This window comes from Myxococcales bacterium (assembly GCA_016720545.1).
In the GTDB taxonomy this organism is placed as follows: Bacteria; Myxococcota_A; Polyangia; order Polyangiales; family Polyangiaceae; genus JAAFHV01.
Genome location: JADKKK010000001.1, coordinates 774,423 through 795,396 on the forward strand (window position 1 = coordinate 774,423; position 20,974 = coordinate 795,396).

At 72.4% G+C, this 20,974-nt stretch carries 16 protein-coding genes, 1 tRNA gene and 2 pseudogenes; 12 read left to right on the top strand and 7 right to left on the bottom strand.

All coding sequences use genetic code 11. From position 1 onward, the window contains the following. Nucleotides 1-15 precede the first annotated feature (15 nt). Nucleotides 16-1,419: a hypothetical protein gene (locus IPQ09_03220; GenBank protein ID MBL0193233.1), complete on the bottom strand. Its 1,404-nt coding sequence runs from the start codon at nt 1,417-1,419 to the stop codon at nt 16-18. Between the two features lie 214 nt (nt 1,420-1,633). Here IPQ09_03220 and ugpC point away from each other — a divergent pair, with 214 nt between their 5' ends. Genes ugpC through IPQ09_03235 form a run of 3 tightly spaced genes read left to right on the top strand, consistent with a single transcriptional unit; the run spans nt 1,634 to nt 5,888 of the window. Further along, nucleotides 1,634-2,776, top strand: coding sequence for a sn-glycerol-3-phosphate ABC transporter ATP-binding protein UgpC (gene ugpC / locus IPQ09_03225; protein MBL0193234.1), 1,143 nt, complete (start codon nt 1,634-1,636; stop codon nt 2,774-2,776). After that, nucleotides 2,773-5,028, top strand: coding sequence for an extracellular solute-binding protein (locus IPQ09_03230; protein ID MBL0193235.1), 2,256 nt, complete (start codon nt 2,773-2,775; stop codon nt 5,026-5,028). Before ugpC ends, IPQ09_03230 begins: the two co-directional genes overlap by 4 nt. 2 nt (nt 5,029-5,030) lie before the next feature. Then, nucleotides 5,031-5,888, top strand: coding sequence for an ABC transporter permease subunit (locus tag IPQ09_03235; protein MBL0193236.1), 858 nt, complete (start codon nt 5,031-5,033; stop codon nt 5,886-5,888). Between the two features lie 354 nt (nt 5,889-6,242). On the opposite strand, the gene IPQ09_03240 is transcribed toward IPQ09_03235, so the two are convergent. Beyond that, nucleotides 6,243-7,034, bottom strand: coding sequence for a hypothetical protein (locus tag IPQ09_03240; GenBank protein MBL0193237.1), 792 nt, complete (start codon nt 7,032-7,034; stop codon nt 6,243-6,245). Next, nucleotides 7,031-8,206 carry a class I SAM-dependent rRNA methyltransferase gene (locus tag IPQ09_03245; protein ID MBL0193238.1) on the bottom strand — a complete coding sequence of 392 codons (1,176 nt, stop codon included), beginning with the start codon at nt 8,204-8,206 and terminating at the stop codon, nt 7,031-7,033. The genes IPQ09_03240 and IPQ09_03245 overlap by 4 nt, the downstream gene beginning before the upstream one ends. Before the next feature lie 450 nt (nt 8,207-8,656). Here IPQ09_03245 and IPQ09_03250 point away from each other — a divergent pair. From IPQ09_03250 to IPQ09_03260, 3 genes and pseudogenes are all read left to right on the top strand, one after another. Then, nucleotides 8,657-8,743: pseudogene (locus tag IPQ09_03250) on the top strand (calcium-binding protein). Nucleotides 8,744-9,594: 851 nt separating this feature from the next. Beyond that, on the top strand, nt 9,595-11,052 hold the full coding sequence (gene lnt, locus IPQ09_03255; protein MBL0193239.1) for an apolipoprotein N-acyltransferase: 1,458 nt from the start codon (nt 9,595-9,597) through the stop codon (nt 11,050-11,052). A 68-nt stretch (nt 11,053-11,120) separates the two neighbouring features. Continuing rightward, nucleotides 11,121-11,699, top strand: coding sequence for a Uma2 family endonuclease (locus IPQ09_03260; GenBank protein ID MBL0193240.1), 579 nt, complete (start codon nt 11,121-11,123; stop codon nt 11,697-11,699). Between the two features lie 66 nt (nt 11,700-11,765). Here the strand turns inward: IPQ09_03260 and IPQ09_03265 are convergent, their stop codons facing one another. Continuing rightward, nucleotides 11,766-12,128, bottom strand: a complete 363-nt coding sequence (locus IPQ09_03265) for a hypothetical protein (protein ID MBL0193241.1) — start codon at nt 12,126-12,128, stop codon at nt 11,766-11,768. A 221-nt stretch (nt 12,129-12,349) separates the two neighbouring features. Between IPQ09_03265 and IPQ09_03270 the strand changes: the two are divergent. From IPQ09_03270 to IPQ09_03280, 3 genes and pseudogenes are all read left to right on the top strand, one after another. Then, nucleotides 12,350-12,532: pseudogene (locus IPQ09_03270) on the top strand (patatin-like phospholipase family protein). 1,521 nt (nt 12,533-14,053) lie between these two features. Then, nucleotides 14,054-15,118 carry a WYL domain-containing protein gene (locus IPQ09_03275; protein MBL0193242.1) on the top strand — a complete coding sequence of 355 codons (1,065 nt, stop codon included), beginning with the start codon at nt 14,054-14,056 and terminating at the stop codon, nt 15,116-15,118. Nucleotides 15,119-15,147: 29 nt separating this feature from the next. Further along, nucleotides 15,148-15,603 (top strand): hypothetical protein, encoded by a 456-nt coding sequence (locus IPQ09_03280; protein MBL0193243.1) that lies wholly within the window; start codon nt 15,148-15,150, stop codon nt 15,601-15,603. Between the two features lie 669 nt (nt 15,604-16,272). Here IPQ09_03280 and IPQ09_03285 read toward each other — a convergent pair. Further along, nucleotides 16,273-16,962 carry an OmpA family protein gene (locus IPQ09_03285; GenBank protein ID MBL0193244.1) on the bottom strand — a complete coding sequence of 230 codons (690 nt, stop codon included), beginning with the start codon at nt 16,960-16,962 and terminating at the stop codon, nt 16,273-16,275. Between the two features lie 239 nt (nt 16,963-17,201). On the opposite strand from IPQ09_03285, the gene IPQ09_03290 reads away from it, so the two are divergent. The 3 genes from IPQ09_03290 to IPQ09_03300 all read left to right on the top strand — a co-directional run bounded on the left by IPQ09_03290 (nt 17,202) and on the right by IPQ09_03300 (nt 19,954). Further along, nucleotides 17,202-17,567: a hypothetical protein gene (locus IPQ09_03290; protein MBL0193245.1), complete on the top strand. Its 366-nt coding sequence runs from the start codon at nt 17,202-17,204 to the stop codon at nt 17,565-17,567. A 7-nt stretch (nt 17,568-17,574) separates the two neighbouring features. Beyond that, complete coding sequence (locus IPQ09_03295; protein ID MBL0193246.1) at nt 17,575-17,811, top strand: helix-turn-helix domain-containing protein; 237 nt, start codon at nt 17,575-17,577, stop codon at nt 17,809-17,811. 196 nt (nt 17,812-18,007) lie between these two features. Beyond that, entirely contained in the window at nt 18,008-19,954 is a 1,947-nt protein-coding gene (locus IPQ09_03300; protein MBL0193247.1) for a ferritin-like domain-containing protein, read from the top strand. A 97-nt stretch (nt 19,955-20,051) separates the two neighbouring features. Here the strand turns inward: IPQ09_03300 and IPQ09_03305 are convergent, their stop codons facing one another. Beyond that, nucleotides 20,052-20,768 carry a hypothetical protein gene (locus IPQ09_03305; protein MBL0193248.1) on the bottom strand — a complete coding sequence of 239 codons (717 nt, stop codon included), beginning with the start codon at nt 20,766-20,768 and terminating at the stop codon, nt 20,052-20,054. 85 nt (nt 20,769-20,853) lie between these two features. Continuing rightward, nucleotides 20,854-20,940, bottom strand: a tRNA-Ser gene (locus IPQ09_03310). Between the last annotated feature and the right edge of the window lie 34 nt (nt 20,941-20,974).

The following is a 20,974-nucleotide window of genomic DNA, read 5'->3' on the forward strand; positions in this document are numbered from 1 at the left end:
GGCGCCGGACGTGCCTCAATCGCAGACGGTCTGACCGGCGCGGAAGTGGGTGAGCATGCCCGCCATGCGGCCGTTCCAGAAGGCCCAGTCGTGCTGGGCGTTCGTTTCGGTGATCCGCGTCACGTCGTAGCCCTTCGACTTCAGCGTGGTGTCCATCAGGTTGGTCACCTCGCAGTTGTCGTTCGGGCACCCTGAGTCGAGGTAGAAGCGCGCGGGCGTCTTCGGGTCCTGCCCGGCGCGGGTGATCATCGCGTTGTCGGCCCAGAAGTACGATGAGCTCTGCGCTCCGACCCAGCCGAACGTGCCGGGCTGCGAGAAGGCGATGTGGGTCGAGATGAGCCCACCGAGCGACGCGCCCGAGACGCCGCGCGCGCGCGCGTCGTTGCAGACCCGGAAGTCCCGCGTGAGCCGCGGCAAGACCTCGGTCGCGATGACCCGCGCGTAGGCGTCGCCCTTCGAGCCCGGGGTGGCGAAGGTGTACTCGTCCATCCGCACGTTCTGGTTCGGGAGCGCGACGAACGCGAGGATAGCGGAGAGCTCGGGCTTCGCCGCATAGAGGGTGGCGGCCGGGCCGACGAAGTCGCCTCGCGTGAGCGACTCGTTGCCGTCGTGGAAGACCACGAGCGGCAGCTTCTTGCAGCTCGGCCCGTCGTAGGCCGGCGGGAGCCAGACGAACACGTCGCGCGCGTTGCCCAGGATGGCCGAGGTCGTGCCGCGGAAGGCCACCATGCGAGGGCGGTCCTTCGGGAGGGCGTCGGCGTGGACCACCCCGTTGAGCTCGCCCACGGTCTTGTGGTCGATGCCGTCCCACACGACGTTCCGCGCGAGGAGGTCCTCGCGGTACCCCGCGTCGGAGGTGCCCGCGAGCAGCTTGTAGGTGTGAGCTACGCCGCGCTGGACCTTGACGTCGGCCACCCAGAGATCGGTGCCAGGAACCACCGTCATCGGGAGCGCCTTCGCCTTGTCCCAGCCCACGAAGCTGCCGACCACGCTCCACGCGCTCGCGCCGGCGGGCGGCGCGACGCTGGCCAGGAACACCACGCGGTCACTCCCGGGGTCTTCCAGGGGGCCGCCGCCCTTCGCGCTCACCTCCGCGAGGAAGGTCGCCACACGGGCGCGCCGCGCCGCGTCCGAAGAGAGGGGCCCGAGGTCCGCGACCAGCGCGTCGTACAGCGCGGCAGGCGCGGTCTTGGCGCGGCCCTCGCGCGTGCAGTCGGTCGCAGGGCCCGCGTCGGGGGTGGCCGCGTCGGTCGGCTGCGGGCCGACCTCGACGTCGGCGCCCGCGTCGCCGCCAGGCACGGTGACCGGAGGGAGCGGCGCGACGCTGGGCTCGGTGGCGGGCGCGGTCGCGGCGGGGTCGCTGCTGCACGCGATGGAGAGGATCGAGGCCAGCAGCGCAACGGGGAGGGCGTATCTCACGGGTGAGTGACTTACCCTGAAAGGCCGCCCTGTCAAACGCCCCCGCACCGCAAAAACGCCCCCCACACGCGCGATCTCGCCCGCGTGTGCACTTCGTCCTCGACGTAACTCAAAAATGCGTTACGCCACTGCCGGCGGGTAGCGACCGCCCCGGGCGAGACAGAAGATGGAACACCTAGAGAGCCGTACGCGCGCACCGAGTACATTCGCACGCATGGAGACGAGCGAGGAGGCACAGGTTCCGGCCCCCGCCGCCGCGCGGCCCGTCCGCTGCGAGGCGCGCGGCGTGAAGAAGGCGTTCGCGGGCAACCCCATCCTCCGCGGGGTCGACGTGGTGATCCCCGAGGGCGGCTTCTCGGTGCTCGTGGGCCCGAGCGGGTGCGGAAAGTCGACCCTGCTCCGCCTGGTCGCGGGCCTCGAGGAGGCCGACGAGGGGCAGATCTTCATCAAGGGGAAAGACGTCACGCGCGCGGCCCCGCGCGATCGCGACATCGCCATGGTGTTCCAGAGCTACGCGCTCTACCCGCACCTGTCGGTGCGGGACAACCTGGCCTTCGGGCTCACGCTGCGGAGCACGCCGCCCGCGGAGATCGAGAAGCGGATCCGCGAGGCGAGCGACATGCTCGGCCTCGAGAAGCTGCTCGATCGGCTCCCGAAGCAGCTCTCCGGCGGCCAGCGCCAGCGCGTCGCCATGGGCCGCGCCATCGTGCGCCGCGCGAACGTGTACCTGTTCGACGAGCCGCTCTCCAACCTGGACGCCGCCCTCCGCGCCGAGGTGCGCGTCGACATCCGTCGCCTGCACGACCGGCTCGGCGCCACGTCGCTCTACGTCACCCACGACCAGGTCGAGGCGATGACCCTCGCCGACACGCTCTGGGTGCTGAACGGCGGCCTCGTCGAGCAGAGCGGCCCACCGCTCGAGGTCTACGAGAAGCCCAACAGCGTGTTCGTCGCCACGTTCCTCGGCTCGCCGCCCATGAACCTCTTCGAAGGCGCGCTCACCGGCGACGGAGGTGAGGTCTTCGTCGAAGGGCAAGGCGTCCGCGTGCGCGCCGACCTGAGCCGCCACACCCAGCTCACCCCGGGTCGCAAGGTGAAGCTCGGCGTGCGCCCGCACGACCTCGTGGTGGCCGGCGATGGGCGCGCGGCGGCGGGCGAGCTGCACGTCGAGCTCGTCGAGGCCCTCGGCTTCGAGGCGTACGCCTACGGGTGGATCACCTCCGCGGGCCCGCGCGTCATCGCGCGCCTCGCCCCGGAGCACGCGCGACGCGCGCGCGTGGGCGACGTCATCCCCGTCGCCGCGGAGCTCGAGCGCCTGCACCTCTTCGACGCCGAGACCGGGCGCGCGCTCCCATGAGCCGCACACGCTCGGTGGCAGCCGCGCGATCGCTCGCGTGGCGATCGCTCGCGGCGCGCCTCTGCCTCGGGTGGCTCGTCGCGCTGGTGTCGCTCGTCTCGGGCGTGGCGAGCCTCGGCGGGTGCGCCGGCACCGGGCGCCCGCGCGTCGTGCTGTGGCACGCCTACCGCGGCAAAGAGGAGGAGGCGCTCCGTCAGGTGCTCGCCGCGTTCCAGAAGGAGCAGGGCGTCGACGTCGAGGCGCTCGCCATCCCCTTCGACGCCTACGCCGCCAAGCTCGAGGCCGCGGTGCCGCACGCGCACGGCCCCGACCTCTTCATCGACGCCCACGAGCGGCTCGGCTCGTACTTGCAGAATACACTCGTTGCGCCCGTAGGCGACGCCGTGCCTCCGAGCGAGCTCGCGACCTACGATCCCGCGGCGCTCGCCGCCGCCACCGTGGGAGGCCAACTCTACGGCGTGCCCCTCGCCCAGAAGTCGCTGGCGCTCTTCGTGAACGATCGGAAGGTGCCGTCGGCGCCGACCTCGTTCGAGGCGCTCGCGAAGCGCGGCGATCTCCCGAGCGGGAGCTACCCGGTCGCGTTCGAGTCCGAGGGAGCCTTCTCCCACGCCCCGCTCCTGCACGCCTTCGGCGGTCGCATGGTCGACGGCGCGGGCGCGTTCGCCGCGACGGGGCCCGAGGCCGAGGCGTCGCTCGCGTTCCTGCTCGCCCTCCGGCGAGCCGGCGCCGTCCCCGAGGAGCCGAGCGGCGCGCTGGTGAGCGAGCTGTTCGCGAGCGGCAAGCTCTCCGCCGTGGTGAGCGGCCCGTGGTTCCTCGCGGACGCGAAGAAGGCGGCGAGCTACCGCGTCTACCCGCTGCCGCGTCTCCGCGAGACCGGCGACGCGCGGCTGCGCGCCTTCCTCACCGTGGAGGTCGCCTTCCTCGCCCCCGAGGGCGCCAAGAACCCGCACGCGCGCGCCCTCGCGCGGCACCTCGGGGGACTCGCCTCCGCGCGGATCCGCGCGACCGTGGGCAAGCAGGTCGTCGCGACCACGGCCGCGTGGGACGACCCGGCCGTGAAGGCCGATCGCGATCTCGCCGCGTTCCACGAGGCCGCGACCGAGAGCGTGCCGATGCCCACGTCGGTGTCGATGCGCGCGGCCTGGGTCCCGCTCGACCAGGCGATCAAGAAGACCCTCCGCGGCGACGCCTCGCCCCACGACGCGCTCGAGGAGGCCCGCGCGCGCTTCAACGACGCGATGAAGCCGCCGCCGCCGAGCCCCTCGCCCACGCCGCTGCTGGTCGCGCTCTCGGCCGTGCTCGTCGGGCTCGCGCTCCTCGCGGTGAAGAACGCGCGCGAGCCGGGCTTCCCCTCGAGGCTCCGCGCCTCGCTGCCCGCCTACCGCTACGTCGCCCACGCCGCCGTGGTCGTGTTCGTGCTCGTCGTCCTGCCCCTCGTGGCGGGCGCGCTGACCTCGTTCTTCGCGGGCACGCGCAACGCGCCGCAGTACGTGGGTATGACAAACTATGTCATGGTGCTCACCGCGCGCGGTGGTCCCCTCCTCGGCAGCGGCTCGTTCTGGCTCACGCTGCTCGTCACGGTGCTCTGGACGGTCGTCAACGTCGCGTTCCACCTCGGCATCGGCCTCGGGCTCGGGGTGCTCCTGTCGCGCCCGCTGCTGCGGCTCAAGGCGCTCTACCGCGTGCTGCTCATCCTCCCGTGGGCGGTGCCCTCGTACGTCACCGCGCTCGCCTGGAAGGGCATGTTCCATCGGCAGTACGGCGCCATCAACGCGCTGCTCCACCTGCTGGGCGCCGAGCCCATCTCCTGGTTTTCGCGCTTCTCGACGGCGTTCTCCGCCAACGTCGCCACGAACGTGTGGCTCGGGTTCCCCTTCATGATGGTCGTCACGGTGGGCGCGCTCACGGCGGTGCCGAAGGACGTGCTCGAGGCCGCCGAGGTCGACGGGGCCACGCGGTGGCAGCGCTTCCGGCTCGTGGTAATGCCCCTCGTGGCGCCCGCCCTGCTCCCCTCGGTGGTCCTCGGCAGCGTGTGGACCTTCAACATGTTCAACGTGGTGTTCCTCGTCTCCGGCGGCGAGCCCGACGGGCAGACCGACATCCTCGTGAGCGAGGCGTACCGCTGGGCCTTCACGCGCAACGCGCAGTACGGGTACGCGGCGGCGTACGCCGTGCTCATCTTCGGGCTCCTGCTGCTTGGGTCGAAGGCGATGCAGCGGATCGGCCGGCCCGCCGACCAAGGGGCGAGGTAGTCGTGGATCGCAAGCCCTCCCTGCTCGAGTCCGCCCTCGTCCACACGGCCCTGCTGCTCGCCGTCGGCTTCGCCGTCTACCCCATCCTCTGGGTGATCTCGCTCGCGTTCTCCGAGAGCGGCCTCTCCGCGTCGAGCGGCGCGCTCCCGGTTCCGCACGATCCGTCGCTCGCGAACTTTCGGGCCGTCACCGGCGTGCGCGAGGGCGGCGACGGCGGCACCCTGTTCCTCATCCAGCTCGGCAACAGCCTCGTCGTGTCGCTCGCCACCGCGTTCGTCGCGGTGCTGATCGCGACCCCCGCGGCGTACGCGCTCGCGCGCTTCGAGTTCGTCGGAAAGAAAGCCGGCATGAGCACGCTGCTCGCCACGCAGATGTTCCCCACGGTCGCGAGCGCCGTGCCGCTCTACCTGCTCCTCGAGACGCTCCACCTGCTCGACTCGCGCGCGGGGCTCGTGCTCGTGTACGCGACGACCTCGGTGCCGTTCGCCATCTTCCAGCTCCGCGGCTCGTTCGAGACCATCCCGGTCGAGCTCGAGGAGGCCGCGATGGTCGACGGCGCCACGCGCGCCCAGGCCTTCCTCCGCGTCGTGCTGCCTGCGGCGCGGCCCGCGATCGCCGTCACCGCGCTCTTCGCGTTCATGAGCGCGTGGAACGAGTTCATCCTCGCCGCGACGCTGCTCTCCCGCGAGACCGCCTTCACGCTCCCCGTGCTGCTCCAGCGCTTCGTGGGCGAGCACGACGCCGCGTGGGGCCCGTTCGCCGCGGGCGCGATCTTGGTCAGCGTGCCCGTGATGGCGCTCTTCTACCTCGCGCAGAAGCAGCTCGTGGGCGGCCTCACGGCCGGCGGCGTGAAGGGTTAGGACCTCGCGACCCCACCAAATCTCGCGCGATTTCCACGAGATACAGGGACGTCGATCTTCTTCTCGGCGAAAACTTGGCCCGATCGCGCGTCTTCCTTTGTCGTCGGTCCATGCCCACCAAAGTTGCCCCCGCAGCGCCTGCCTCGTCTCCCCAGCCGGACCGCCGGGCGGGCGGTCCCGATCGTCGTGGGGGCGACGACAGACGCGCCTTTCCGCGACCGGAAGGGCGCCGCCGCGGCGGTGGGCGTCGCGCAACCGACCCGAAGGAGGCCTGAAACATGAAGCTCTCACTCCGAACCCCCGGCACGCATCCACCGCCCGCACCCCTCGCCCCCGCCGCCCGCTGAGCGTGCGTCAGCGCGCGCGCGCTCGGCACAGCGCCGCCGCGAGCTCCACGAACCCCTGCCCGCGCGTGGCCTCGGTCACGTAGCGCGGCGGGACGGCCAGCTGCGCGAGCGCGGCGGTGACGTTGGCCACGCCGAACGTGGTGTGGAACGCGGCGAAGCAGGGCGCGTCGTTGCCGCTGTCGCCCACGTAGGCGTACCGCGAGAGCGCGCGCCCGGGATCCACCCCGAAGCGCTCGCGCAGGAAGCCGACCGCGCCGCTCGCCTTGTCCTCCACGTCGTACGTGGCGTGCACGTGCACGCTCGAGCGCGAGGTGCGAGCGCCGAACGCGCGCACCTCGGCTTGCAGGGCGGCGATCCGGTCCGCCGGCAGGTGCACGCGCTCGCCGATGTCCCACGTGACGTCGGACACGCGGGCGTCTACGTCGTCTGTGAGCCTCGCCTCGGGCACGACGTCGCGCATGCGCTCGACGAGGCGCCCGAGCCGCACCCGCCGCGCGCGCCGCTCTTCGGCCCCGCACCGGTCGAGCCGCGTGACGTGCTCGCCCTCGCGGATCACGGCGATCGGGCCGTTCTCGGTGACGACCCCGTCGATCGGCCACTGCCGCGCGAGCAGCTCACCCCAGCCGCTGGGTCGCCCGGTGACCGCGATCAGGCGGAGGCCGGCGCGGGCGAGCGCGAAGAGGCTCGCGTACGCCGCCTCCTCGAGCCTGCCTCGCGTGAGCAGCGTGTCGTCGAGGTCGAAGAGGAGCCCCTCGAGCCTGCGGGCGTCTTCGTCGGGGAGGGCGCTGAGTGGTCTCATCGCGGCGCGATCTCCGCGATGAGGGCCTTCAGGTAGAGCCCCTCGGGGAACGCCGCGCCCACCGGGTGATCGGCGCCCTGGAAGTGCCGCTCGAGCACCACGGCGCTCGTGTTCGAGCGCTGCGCCCCGAGGGCCAGCGCGCGGGTGAGCGCGTGGAGATCGACCGCCGCCGAGCAAGAGCAGAAGATGAGCTTTCCTCCGGGCTCCACCGCGCTCGTCGCGAGCTGCGCGAGCTTCGCGTACGCTTGCAGCGCTTGGTCGCGCGAGGCTCGGGACGGCGCCAGCCGCGGCGGATCGCACACGACCAGCGAGTACGCGCCGCGAGCGTCACGGAGGGCGTTGCGCGCGTCGTTCTTGGCGTAGGAGATCGAGGCGGCGAGGCCGTTGTCGACCGCGAGCGTGGCCCCGACCTCGACGGCGAGGGCGCTCTCGTCCACGGCGTCGACGTGCCGCGCACCGCCACGCGCGGCGGCCATCGCGAACGACCCGACGTAGGAGTACGCGTCGAGCACGCGGCGCCCGGCCGGTCCTCGGCACAGCTCCTCGACCCGGGCGCGCAGCCCGCGCTGGTCGAAATAGAACCCCGTCTTCTGCGCGAGCTCGCGCGGCAGGCGGTACGCGAGCCCGCGCTCGCGGAACGTGAGGATCCCGTCGAAGTCGCCGCGGACGACGCCGGTGCTCGCTTCGAAGCCCTCCAGGCGCGCGGCGCTCTCGGGCGTGCGGTCGACGATGGCCCGCGGGTGCACCACGTCTTGGAGCATGCCGAGGAGCAGCGCCTCTCGGCGCTTCATGCCGACGGTGAGGAGCTGCACGACCAGGACGTCGGCGAACCTGTCGACGATGAGCCCCGGGAGGCCGTCGCCCTCGGAGTGCACGAGCCGGTAGCCGTCGGTGGCGGCGCCGTCGAGCCCGAGCTCCTCCCGGCGTCGGAGCGCGGCGCCGATGCGCGCGCGAAAGAAGGCGGCGTCGACCGCGAGGTCCGGATCGCGGGTGAGCAACCGCACCGGGATCGCCGACTTCGGCGAGTAGAACCCTCGCCCAAGGAAGTTGCCGCGCGGGTCCTCGACGCGCACGAGGTCGCCGGCGACGGCGCCTCCCCGCAGGTCTTGCACGGCCTGGGCGTACACCCACGGGTGCCCTGCCCACACGGGCTGAACGTGGCCCGGCTTGATGCGAAGGATGGGCTCCGGAGGATGCACGCGTGAACAGCTCTCTTTCTCGGCCTGCTCTCAGGCGCGGCCCGGCGCGGGTCCAGGCGACGACACCGGTTGTCGTCGGCCCGTGAACGCCGGTCAACATCTGAACGCGACGGCGCGCCAAAAATCGGCCACAATCGGGGTTACGGACGTGGCACCCGAGTTGCTTCGTCCTCGCCGGTCCGTCGCTCAGTCTCCCGCGCTGCGCGCTCGGCAGGAGCCCCCATGAAGCCTTCGCCCCGTTTGCCCCGGTCGCCCCGGTCGCCCCGCTCGCCCCGCTCGCCCCGCTCGCCCCGCTCGCCCCGGCTGGCCTTGCGTTTCGCCGTCGGGTCCTTCGCCGCCGTCGGCGCGCTCGTCGCGAGTCCGGCGCCCGCGCAGGCGCAAGACGCGGCGTGTCCCCCGGGCAGCTGGTTCTGCGCCGACGCGCCGCCCGCTCCGGCGGCGCCGGCCCCCCTGCCCCCTGCCGAGGCGCCCGCCGCGCCCCCCGCCGCCGCGCCTGCTCCCGCGCCTGCGCCGCCGCCTCCGGTGGTCGTTTACCAGCCACCCCCGCCCCCCGTGGTGGTCGTGGCTCCGCGCGCAGCGCCGCAGGTGTACCACTACACGCCCCGCCCCGCGATCCCGCACCGGCAATGGGGCCTGAACCTCCACGTCGCGGGCATCGCGCTCGGCTCCGGTCGCAACGGCGAGGCGGCGATGGGCCTCGTGGGCCTCGGCCTCCGCTTCCGCCCCGTGCCCGGCTTCGCGCTCGAGGCGAACATCGACGTCGCCGGTGGCACCGACTACAACGGCTTCCGCCGCACGGAGACCCTGGGCACCCTGAACGGCCTGCTCTACTTGAACCCCAAGAGCCGCGCGCAGTTCTACCTGCTCGGCGGCCTCGGCCTGTCGGGGGCGCGGGTCTCGGGCGACGACTACGCGTACCTCTCCTCGAGCAGCCTGTATTCGCCCGGTGACCGCAAGTACACGTACTTCGGCGGCCAGGGCGGCGCGGGCATCGAGATCCGGCTCTCGCGGGTCGTCGCGCTCAACTTCGACATCCGCGGCTTCGTCCGCTCGCGCACCGACGGGCGCGGCGCGCCCGAGTTCGTCGACTCCTCCGGTCGTACGACGAACACCTCGGGTGGCGCGCTCGTGAACGGCGGCATCACGTTCTACTTCTGACCGCGCGGCCGCGGCCCGCGCCGCGCGCCTCGCCACTTTCCGAGCCAGCCCTGCCCTCGCCCCGCGCCGCGTTCATCCTCCAGTGGGCAGGCGTTCTCCGCGGCCTCCGCGAGCGCGCGCCGCGGGGCGTCGACGCGGCGCTCGGGCTCACCGCGGGCGCCGTCTTCGCCCTCACGTCCCCGCCGACGGATCTCCACGCGCTCGTGCTGGTCGGCCTGGTCGCGTTCGCCGCCCTGCTGCGCGGCCCCGAGACCGCGCGCGGAGGGGCGGTGATCGGCCTGTTCTTTGGGGCCGGCGCGAACCTCGTGGCGCTCCGGTTCGTGCCGGAGGTCATCGTGCGCTTCACGCCGCTGCCGTACGTGGCGGCGCTCCTCGCGTGGGCGCTGCTCTCGTTCGCGCAGGGGCTCTCGTGGGCGCTCGCGGGGGCGCTCGCCGTCGCCGCGCGGCGCCGCGCCGTGCCGGCGTTCCTCGCGTTCGGCGCGGGCGTGTACGCGGCGCTCTTCATGCCCGGCCTCTTCCCGTGGACCCCGGCGGGCGGCCTCTCGCCGTGGCCCGTCACCGTGCAGCTCGCCGAGCTCGTGGGCGAGCGCGGAGTGAGCTTCGTCGTCGCGCTCGGCGCGGGGCTCGCGGCCGAAGCGATCGCCTCACGCGGCCGCGGTCGCCTCGTCCTCGGCGCGCTCTCGGCCGCCGTCGCGGCGGTCGTGGTCGGCTACGGCGCCCTCCGCATGCGCGCCATCGACGGCGAGCGCGCGGCCGCGGCGAAGGTGCGCGTGGGCCTCGTCCAACCCGGCACGCCGGCCACGGTCCGCTGGGAGGCGCGCGCCGCCCCGGCGATCCGAGATAAACTCAACAATCTCACAAAGATAGCTGAGTCACGCGGCGTGGCGCTCACGGTGTGGCCCGAGGCGTCCTTCCCGTACGCGCTCTCGCACGGGGCGCGCCTCTCCCCGACCGGCGAGCGCGCCGTGCTCTCGACGGGCGTCCGCGGGCCCGTGGTGGTGGGCCTCACGCTCCTCCGAGGCGCCGAGTCGTCGACCAACTCCGCCTTGATCGCCGAGCCCGCGAGCGGAGCGCTGCCGCTCACGCGCCTGTCCGCGCCCTACGACAAGCGCCACCTGCTGGCGTTCGGCGAGACCGTCCCGCTGGCCGACCAGATCCCGTGGCTCCGGCGCACCTTCGCGCGGGGCACGGGCCTCGTGCCGGGAGACCACAGCGCCCCGCTCGAGGCGGGCCCCGTGCGCGCGGGGATCCTCATTTGCTACGAGGACAACCTGCCCGAGGCGGGCCGCGAGGCGATGACCTCGGGCGGCACGAGGCCGCCGAACCTGCTCGTGAACCTCACGAACGACGCGTGGTTCGCGGGCAGCGCGGAGGGCGAGCTGCACCTCCGGCTCTCAGTCTTGCGCGCCGTCGAGACGCGCCGCGATCTCGCGCGGGCGGTGAACCTCGGCCCCACGTCGATGGTCGACGCCGCCGGCCGCGTGCGCGCCCGCTACGACGCGCCGTTCCCGAAGGTGCTCGACGTGGAGGTCGCGCTCCTCGAGCGGGGGCGCACGCCCTACACGCGCTTCGGGGACACGCCGCTCGCGCTCCTCGTGGCGCTGGCGGTCCTCGCGCACGGCTGGCTCGCCCAGCGGCGCCGGGCCGACGCGACCGACTGAGGCCCAGCGCCCCGGCACAGCGCGCCGCGCCATGTGGCTCGACGAAGGCCGCGTGCTACCGTTGGCGGATGTCTCAGACGGCCGAGCGGCTCCTCATGAGCGAGGCGGAGTACCTCGCCTTCGAACGCGTCTCCCGTGAGAAACACCAGTTCGTGCGCGGCGAGGTGTTCGCCATGGCGGGCGCGAGCCTCCGGCACAACGCGCTCGTCTCGCGGCTCGTCCGCCACCTCGGAAATGCCCTCGACGGCACGCGGTGCCAGGTGTTTCCCTCGGACTTGAAGGTCTACGTGGCCGCGCTGGAGACCTTCACTTACCCCGACGTCACCGTCGTGTGCGGCCGGCCCGCGCTCTACGAGGGCGCAGGCGACGTGCTCACCAACCCCAAGGTGATCGTCGAGGTCCTGTCCGAGGGCACCGAGCGGTACGATCGCGGCGAGAAGGCCGAGGGCTACCGCGCCACGCCCTCCGTGTCGGATCACGTCCTCGTCAGCCAACACAAGGCGCACGTCGAGCACTTCACGCGGCGAGAGGACGGCTCGTGGACGCTCCGCGAGGCCTCGGCGGGCGGGAGCGTCGTGCTCCTGTCGGTGTCGGTCACGCTCGACGTGGACGCGCTCTACGCCGGCGTGTTCGACCTGCCGGCCTGAGCTCCGGGCGGCTGCCGCGGCGAGGCGCCCGGGTTTGGGGCCTCCTCGCCGCGAACCCCGGCCTCTTCAGCCCTTGTCCTTGTTGCTGCGTGAGACGTTGAAGTCCGGGGCGTCCTCGGCGGTCACGGCGGTGTAGATCACCCGGCGGCCGTCTTCGCCGTACTTCACGTCGACGATCTTCATGTTCGCGTCGAGGAGGGTCTTCATGGCGTCGACGCAGCGGGCCGTCTTCGCGTCGATCCGGATCGCGGGGTTCGTCGACGCGCTCGACAAGATGGGCTGCAGGTCGGTCTCGGTCGAGCAGGTCAGCATCACGACGTGGGCCGGGGCCGTGGGGGCCGCGCGCCCGGTGCTCGAGTGGAAGGCAAGGCCGCCCACGACGGCAGCCCCGAGCAGCGAAACGACGAGCATCTTCTTCGACACGATCATGGCTCAAGCTCCTTGTGAATAGCGAGACGCGACCCTCGTTCGTAGCAGAGATCAATCGCCACGTCCTGGCTGGGCGCCAAACCGACGTCGCGCGCCTCCGAGAGCGCCGCTCGACCCGGGCCCACCGGGCGCCATCCCGTGGTACACGCGAGCGGCTTGGGGGCGCGCGACGCCAGGATCGCGAGCGCACGAGGCACGAGGCACACGGGGAGCGCACGGCGATGCAGACCACACGACCGCTCGGCATCATCGCGCTCGCGCTGTCGGGCGGAGGCTACCGCGCCGCGGCCTTTCACCTGGGGACGATGAGGGCGCTCGACGAGCTCGGCCTCCTCGGCGACGTGCGAGTGCTCTCCACGGCCTCGGGCGGCAGCATCGTCGGCGCGAGGTACGCGCTCTCCGTCGCGCGAGGGCACGACTTCGCGCAGTTCTCGCGGGACTTCTCCCAGCTGCTCGGCACCAACGTGGTGGCCGACGCGCTCGACCTCCTGCACCGGGGCCCCCGCGCGCCCTCGCTCATCCAGCGGGCCGCGGAGGTGTACGACCGGCACTTCGGCGGCGCGCGCCTCGGCGACCTCGCGGACAATCCGCGCGTGAAGGCGCGCTTCGACCGCGTGGTGGTGAACGCCACGCACTTCTCGCAGGGGTACGCGTTTCGCTTCCAGTTCCCGCCGCGCCCGCGCGTGCCGTTCGGCAACCGCGGCGTGACCCTCCCGCCCGACGCGTGGGGAAAGGTCCGCCTGGCCGACGCCGTGGCCGCGTCGTCGTGCTTCCCGGCGGGCTTCGAGCCCCTGCGCTTCCCTGACGACTTCGACTGGGGCGGGGACGCGCCCCCCGCCGTCACCGGGACCTCGGTCGCCGCGGGCGAGCAGGCCACGGAGACCAGCCTGCCGCTCATGGACGGCGGCATCTACGACAACCAGGCCATCGCCGCGGTGCTGCTCTCCGGGGGGCGGACGCCCGACGAGGAGCTCGGGCTCCTCCTCGCCTCCGACACCGACCAGCGACACACTCCCTATTACACGACCCCCAAGCCCGGCGGGCTCGCGCGGGGGCTCGGCGCGGCGCCGCTCGGCGTGGTGCTCCTCGGGGCGCTTGGCGTCGGTGTCGGCGCGGCCGCCTGGGCGTGGAGCGCGAGCGGCCCGGCCGCGACCGTAGCGCACGTCGTGGCCACTCTCGCGATAGCCATCTTCGTGCTTGTCTTCGTCGCCCTCGAGGTCGCCCAGGCGAGCCTCCCCTTTCCCTACCCGCGCCTCGCGCTCCAGCTCCTGCAGACGACCGTGAGCGGTCTCGGCGCGATGGTCGCCACACGCGCGCTCTCGGTGCTCGCGCTCACCACGAAGGTGTTCATGGTGCGGGTCCGCGATCTTGGGTATCGCCTCGCGCACGCCGAGCTGCCCGGGCGGGTCGTCGCGTTGCACATCTACGCGGCCGACGGGGCCCTCGACCGACTCGACCCGAGCGCCCCCAGCCCCGCGGTGCGCGCCCGCGCCGCGCGCGCGAGAGACATGGACACGTCGTTGTGGATGACACCCGAGGAGCGCCACGACGTGGAGGCCACGGGATACGCCACGACGCTGGCCTCGCTCGTGCGGTATCTCCGCCGCTGGCGCGAGAAGGGCGCCGCGCTCCGCGACGATCGCGCGTTCCCCGAGGATCTATGCGAGCGGGCCGAGCGCGCCTGGGAGCGCGCCAACGCCGTGGACTGACGCGACCCCTGCACCGGGCCACCCCTCAGCGCCGCGCGGGCCCGAGCGGCGCTCGAACCGGGGAAGCTCCGCGTCCACACGCCCCGGCGCAAATTAGAGGCCGCGACACCCACCGCGCAATCGGTGCGCGACGTGGTTCTCGCTTTCCCCAACGCGCGAACGATGAGAGCCTCGATAGGAGCCAGGTCGACCGGCTCGGGGGAGCGAATCGACTCGATGGGCAGACGCACGGGGACCGAGACGATCGCCAAGCTGTTCGTGGCCTTTCTGCAACAGGCCACGTGGTCGCAGAAGGACCTGGAGCGTCGATGTGACATCGGCGTGCGGGCCGTGCGCAAGGCGCTGCTCGACCTCCAAGACGCGGGCGTACCGCTCGAGCGCGAAGAGGACCCGCCGCACGTCTACTGGAGTGTCCCCCGGGACTGGCCGGCCCCCGGGGCGCGCCTCGGCGCGCTCGAGGGACTGGAGAGCGACACCGTCGCGCGGCTCATCGCCCGCCTGCCCCGGTCGCGGGAGCGCGAGGCCGTGCTCGCCAAGCTGATGCCGCCGGTGCTCGGTCGGTCGACGCCCGCTACGCACTCGAACACGGCCGAGGAGCGGGTGCGCGAGGCGGTGTTCCGCGCCCTCGAGCAGGGCCTCCGCGATCGTGTCGCGCTGACGATGGGCTATTTCTCCGCGGTGAGCGGGCGCGACTCGCTGCGCACGGTGTCGGTGCAGCACCTCGCCTACGGGGACCGCCCCCGCTTCGTGGCGCATTGTCACACGACCGACAGCCTCCGGTGGTTCCGCGCCGACCGCGTGCACAGCGCCAAGCTCGAGCCCGGCGCGGCCTATCGCGCCGTGGAGGCCGCGGTGCTGGAGCCGTTCGTGGCCGAGAGCATGGACGGCTTCCGCGGCGGCGGCGAGGCGGTCACCTGCGAGGTGGTGATCCGCGCGGCCGAGGCGCGCTGGGCGCTCTCGCACATGCCGTACGAGCCCAAGAGCGCCGTCGTGACGGCCGGCCCCGAGGGGAGCCGGGTCTTGCTGCGCACCGCGGGGCTGGAGGTGCTGGCGCGGTACCTGGTGGGCCTCGGCGCCGCGGCCCGCGTGGTGTCGCCGCCCGAGCTGCGCGAGCGCGTCGTGGAGCTGGCGCGCGAGGCGCTGGCGTCGAACGGGATCGACGAACGCGGCGCGGAGCCGAGCGCGCCGCAAGAAGCAAGGCTGAACGGCGGACCAGTGCGCCCTATTCGGCGCGCGAGGCAGGGCGGAATAGGGCAGCGCGGCGTGGGAGAGGGTGAGTGAGTGCGGCGAAGGCCGCGCCGAGTGACCCCATGAGCCTATGGACCGCCGACATCACGACGCTCTCGTTGCCGACGCGAATGGCCAACGCCACCGCCCGATTGGGCGTCGCGACGGTGGGCGATCTGCTGGGCGAGCTGCTCGACGCGGGCGATGGCCACGTTCGCCTCGCCGACGTCATCGCCACGCTCCCCACCGCGAGCGGAGAGCCCTCGACGCGCGTGAAGGGCATGCTGGCGAACCAGCTCGGCGCTCGGCGCGCGGGCGAATGTGTGGTGCGCGTGGACGACGAGGCCGCCGTGGCCCCGAACCTCCCCGACCTAGCCTTGATCGAGACCCCGGACAAGGGCATGCCCTTGCATTGGCCGCAGCGGATCTGGAAGCAAACCTCGGGGTCCACGCGCTCGCCGTCCGCAAGCGCCGCTCACCTTTCTTGCCTCCTCGCACCAGACCAGGCAGCGTGCCCAGGTCGGTGCTCGCCGACGTGAAGGCTCGGGCTGCTACCCGGGCCTTCGATCTTCTGCGCTCGCCCCTTACCCCTACAGCGGCGCGGTCGGCGGGGCCACTTCGTGGGTCACTTCACCGCGGATCCTGAAGGGCGTGTGCACCCCCTCACGCAGTCGGGCCACGAGCCCTGATCCGCGGGCCGGAATGCCCATGATCGATCCCAGAGCCCCCGTTCCGGTTGCCCGGAGCCCGATTTCGCGTGCCCAAAGCCCTGATCGCCGACCCGGAGCGCCCCAAATCGCCCCCGGAGTGACCGCGGGGGACCCCGGAAGCCTTGATCGCCGACCGAGCGCCCCCCCGGGCGCGCCAGGCGGGCCCCGAGCGCGCACGCCGACGGCTGATCGCCGACCCGGCGTGACCCAAAGCGCGCCAGGCGTGATCGATCGAGCGCCAGTCGACCCTCTTCGCGCTCCGCAACGATCCCAAGGAGGCGCGCTCGTTCCGGGGTTACCGAAAGAACGCCGGGATCGTCGGCGAATGGCACGCCGCGGGCGGCGAGCTCGGGTCTCGACGAAGCCTTCGTGGCCACCGTGCGGCGGCTGCTACAGCCCCGGAATGCTCGCCCTCGACATTAGAGGCGAGGACTCTCGCTTCGTCACGGGCAAGACCCGCCGCGCGCCCCCGTGGGCGCGCGTGCGAGGGTCTCCGGCTCAGTGCTGTGGCTTGATACCGTTCTTCGTCGCGTTGTCGCAGCCGGTGGCGATGTTCGTCGCCTTTCCGCCGTGCTTCAGGATCTTGAACTCGACGCGGCGGTTCGCCTCGTGGGCGGCCTCGGAGTCGCCCGGCTCGACGGGGCAATACTCGCCGTAGCCACGCGAGACGAGGCGGCTCTTGTCGACGCCGCGCTTGACGAGCGCTGCGACGACCGCCTTGGCGCGGTTGTCGGTCAGCGTGACGTTGACCTTGGGATCGCCCTTGTGGTCCGCGTGGCCTTCCACCTCGACGAGCTCGATGTCTTTCCCGTTCTTGAGGATCTCGGCGACCTTGTCGAGGATCGCGTCGTCGGCCGGATCGAGGTTCGCGTTGCCGCTCCCGAAGAGGATCTTGCCGTGCACCTTGATGTCCTCGCCGACGATCTCGGCGAGCTGCTCGTCGGGGCAGCCCTTCTTCTTGGAGGTCGCGGTGCCGGCCTTGTCGGGGCAGGCGTCCTCGGAGTCGGGGACACCGTCGTTGTCCTTGTCGGCGGGCGGCGTCGGCGCGGCCGGCGCGGAGGCGCTCGGCGCGGGCGGCGGCTGGTTCAGCGCGCCGCTCGCGCCGAACTTCGCCGAGCCACCGCCACAGGCCACCGCGGCGCCAGCCAACAGGAGCCCCGAGAGAGAGACGAGCGTCGTGATCTTCATGGTCAGTGTGCCCCCGAACGGTGTCGCCTGTGGTTGATCTCCCGCATGGGCGGGCGAGCGCCGGGCGGAGGGTATGCGACCGAAAGTAGCGGCGTGCGCAGGCCACATCCCGCGGGCGACCCTACACGGGATGTGCGGAGGCGGCACGCGTATCGTGCGACCGCGGGCAGCCGGCGTCAGCGCGCGTTCGCGGGGCGAGGAGGAGGGCAAGCAAAGCTCAGCTGTGGTAGAAGGTGCCCATGAAGCTCGCGACACTCCTGCTTGTTGGTTTGGCATGCGTCGCCACCGGCTGTGACAAGAAGGGCGACCCGCCCGCGAGCACCGCGACCGAGGGCGCCGGCAACGTGGCGGTCGGCGCGGGCACCGTGGCGGTGGCCGCCAGCGGGGTCGGGGCCACCGTCAACGTCGCCAACCCCGGCCCCCCTGCCCCGGGGAGCTCGGCGGCGACCGTCGTCGCGCCCGGCGTCAGGGTCGACCCGACGAGCGTGGCCGTGGGCGGCAAGGACGGCGGCGTCACCGTCAACAAGGGCGCCGTGAACGCGGGCGGCGTGAAGGTCGAGCCGGGCAAGGTCGTCGTCCCGGGTCTCGGCACCATCACCCACTGACCGCCGCATCGCCTCGCGCCCCCCGCGGGACGGTCGGTCTCCCCGGGTGACCGCTCCGGCTATCTGGCGCGCAGTCCCAAGCGGTTGGCGCGTGGCCTCATCCCCTCGGGCGGGCTCGCGCGCCAGGCTCCCTGTCGGCGAGATCGCCTATCTTCTCGGGTATTCCGAGCCCGGCACGTTCACGACAGCCTTCAACCGCTGGACGGGGGTGTCCCCCTCGGAACACCGCGCGGCGAGGCGATAGCGCACGATCGCGACACACGGCCCTATGCCCTGGCCACGCCCTGGCCCTTCGCCCCTGGGCGGCCTGACTCCCACGTTCGCCGCGGCGCTCGGCGTACCTTCGGCGTGCCACGTCCAGGTCTCCGAGCTCGAAGTAGAGGTCTCCGAGTACGCTACTACTCGGGAATCGTTGACCTCCTGCGAGGGAGCGCGCGCGCGTGGGATCATTCTCCGCGAACGTCACGGGCGGCGCCCCGACCCCCATTCTCCGGGCGGGTATTTTCGGGTATCAGATTGGGATGTTGAAGGGCATACTTTGGCTCGTCGGCCTGTTCCTCGCGCTGGCGCTCGCGGGGAGCGTCCTCGTGGCGTCGAGCTACGTGCAGTGGCGGGGCACGACAGAGCTGCCCAGGGGCGCCGAGCTCTACGACCCGAGCACGCAGCGCTTCACCGCCGCCGGCGCCCACGAGTGCTCCGGCCGCGGAACCCTCGTCAAGGCCCCCAGCGGGGCGATCACGCTCGAGGGCTGCGGCGAAGGCGCGCTCGAGTGGAACCCCACCACGCTCGCGTTTCGCAAGGTCGCACAGGACGACGGGCCCACGTGCGGCGCCCCGTTGCAGGATGGACGGCAGGCGAGCGTGACGACACCCTCGGACGCCCAGGACGCGACCCTGTTGCGCCATGGCTTCCGCAGCCAATGCCGCACGCTGCCGACGCCGCGGCCGGTGAGCGCAGACACCCTCGTGTCGCTCCCTGGTGAGCGGCTGTTCATCTCGGGATCGACCCTCGCGTGGTCCGAGCAGGAGTGGCAGCGCAAAGACCGGTTCTTTGCCTTCGTCGAGCTCACCACCGGTCGCTGGGTGGAGCTCCCGTCGCCGCCCGGTGGCAGCGCCATCGAGATCGTCCGGGCCGCGGCGGCGTCGCCATCGCAGGTGTTCGTCGCCACGGCCTGGTACGTCGGGGACCTGGGACAGGAGGGTCCGTGGCAGGCGTGGCTGCTCGATCTCGCGGCCCGTACGTGGACCCCAGCGCCGCTGCCCGCGGGAGGGCCGAGCGCTTCGGAGTGGCCTGGGCCTCCACTGCCGTCGCTGTCGGAGGGAGTCCTCCTGGGGATTCCCGCCGGTGTGCTGCTCGCGAAGGGCCAGGGCAATTGGTCGTTCAGCCTCGCGACGCGCGCGTGGAGCCCCGTGGCTCCCATGCTCGAGCCTCGGTCCCTCCCGAGCTCCCTGGTGCTCCACGACGGAAAGGTCCTCTTCGCGGACGGGATCACCCGGGTCGCGCGTCCACGCTACGACATGGGCAGCGCCGCGAGGTTCGCCGGGATGGTAATCCTGGGCCTGGCGGCGCTCGGGCTTGGCTTTTATCTGTCCTGGCGATTCCAAGCCCCGATGTGGTCTCGCATCACGGCTGTCGTGCTGAGTCTCATGTGGACCGGCCTCTTCGCGCTGGTCCTCTCGGGCCTCTCGGGCATGCACGGCCGCCCCGCGCGCACCCGCGGCACCGGCCCGCGCCGCCTGCGTCAACCCCGCGCGAGCTTCCGCGCCCGACCGAACGCGAGCCCCCGCGCTCCATGCGAGGCCAGCTTGCGCGAGGCCTTCCGTTGGGCCTGCGACGCGCGCTTGGAGCTCGCTTCCGTCACGGCGTTCGAAGAGCTCGCTGACGCCCTGGAGGCGCTGCACGCGCCTTCGTCCCTCGTCGAACGCTGCCATCAAGCGGCTGCGCAGGAGTCGGTGCATGCACGGCTCTGCACCGAACGCGTGAGCGCGTTGAGCCCCGTCGAGCTCGAGCTCACGCCGCTCGAGAAGCTCCCCGAAGAGTCGCTATCTCTCGAAGACACCTTGGCGACGATCGCGTGCGATAGCCTCGCCGACGGCTGCCTAGGCGAAGGCGAAGCCGCCCTCTCCGCGAAGGAGTCCGCAGAGAGCTCGCGCGATCCCCAGACGCGCGCCGTGTTCGAGACCATCGCCCGGGACGAGCACGCCCACGCCGAGCTCGCTTGGTCCGTGCTGGAGTACTGCCTCTCGCACGACCTCCCCGCCGTGCGGGGAGCCGTCACGCAGACACTCGCGGAGCTGCCTCCTCCCAGTGGCTCTCCGGAGCTCCTCGCGCAGGTCACGGAGCGCGCGCGAGGGCTCTTGCGACGGTCGCCGCCCACGGCCGCGTGACCGGCGTCACCGCGCCCCGAGGCGCGCCTCCCGATCCGCCAACACTGCCTGCCATTGCACCGATGAACGAACAATTCTGCTCGCACGGCTGGCGCCATCAGGCCGTGGGGAGAAGGAGGCGCCGCATCCGCGCCAGCCCGCCGCCGACGTCTGCGTCATCGGTGTCGCCACCGCCGCGCTCGAGGCGGTGCTGGGCCAGCGCCGCTACGGCGAGCGGTCCCTCATAGAACTCGTGGAGCTGGCGCGCCCCCACGCGGCGGATCGCCCCGTGTTCGTCGTCGGCAGAGCGGGTCCTGCGGGCGAAGGTCACGCCGAAGCAGGCCTCCGCCAGCTCCAGGCACTCGGCCGCGATCGCCGCGGGGTGGGTCCCACGTGGCCGACCGCGACACTCCTCGACGAAGGTCAGCGCTAGCTTGTAGCCGCGGGCCGACCAGGCCCGCGCGAACTCGACGGCGCACTCGTCGCTCACGACTCGCAGCGGGTCGCTGACGGCCTTCGCGTCGGCCCGCGCTGCCGCGGCCTCCTGCAAGTCGACCTCGACCTCGACCGGTTCATCCTCGAGGTAGCCCTTGCCCTCGAGGGTCTTGATGCTCTTTTCGAGCGCGCGGGCAGCGGCCGCGGCCGTCGCGTAGACGCGCGATTCGTGGCGGGTGCTCTTGTGCTCCTCGTTGACGTAGCGATGGTGGCGCTTGACGACGGTTCGATCATCGAGGCCCAGCTCAGTGACGAGCCCTACCTCGACGTCCTCGACGTCCTCGTCGACCTCGTCGTCGAGCAGGAAGCGCCGCAGCCGCAGCCGCAGGGCGCCGCTCACTGCTGCTCCGTAAGGAGCGCCAGCACGGCCTGGCAGGCGCCCGTGCGTCGCAGATCACGCCTCTCGGTTTCACGCATAGTTTCGGCGGAGGAGGAGAGATTCGAACTCCCGGACAGCTTGCACCGTCGGCGGTTTTCAAAACCGCTGCCATAGACCACTCGGCCACTCCTCCAAGTCTTCGTAAGTACAACACGATTGTCGCGCTG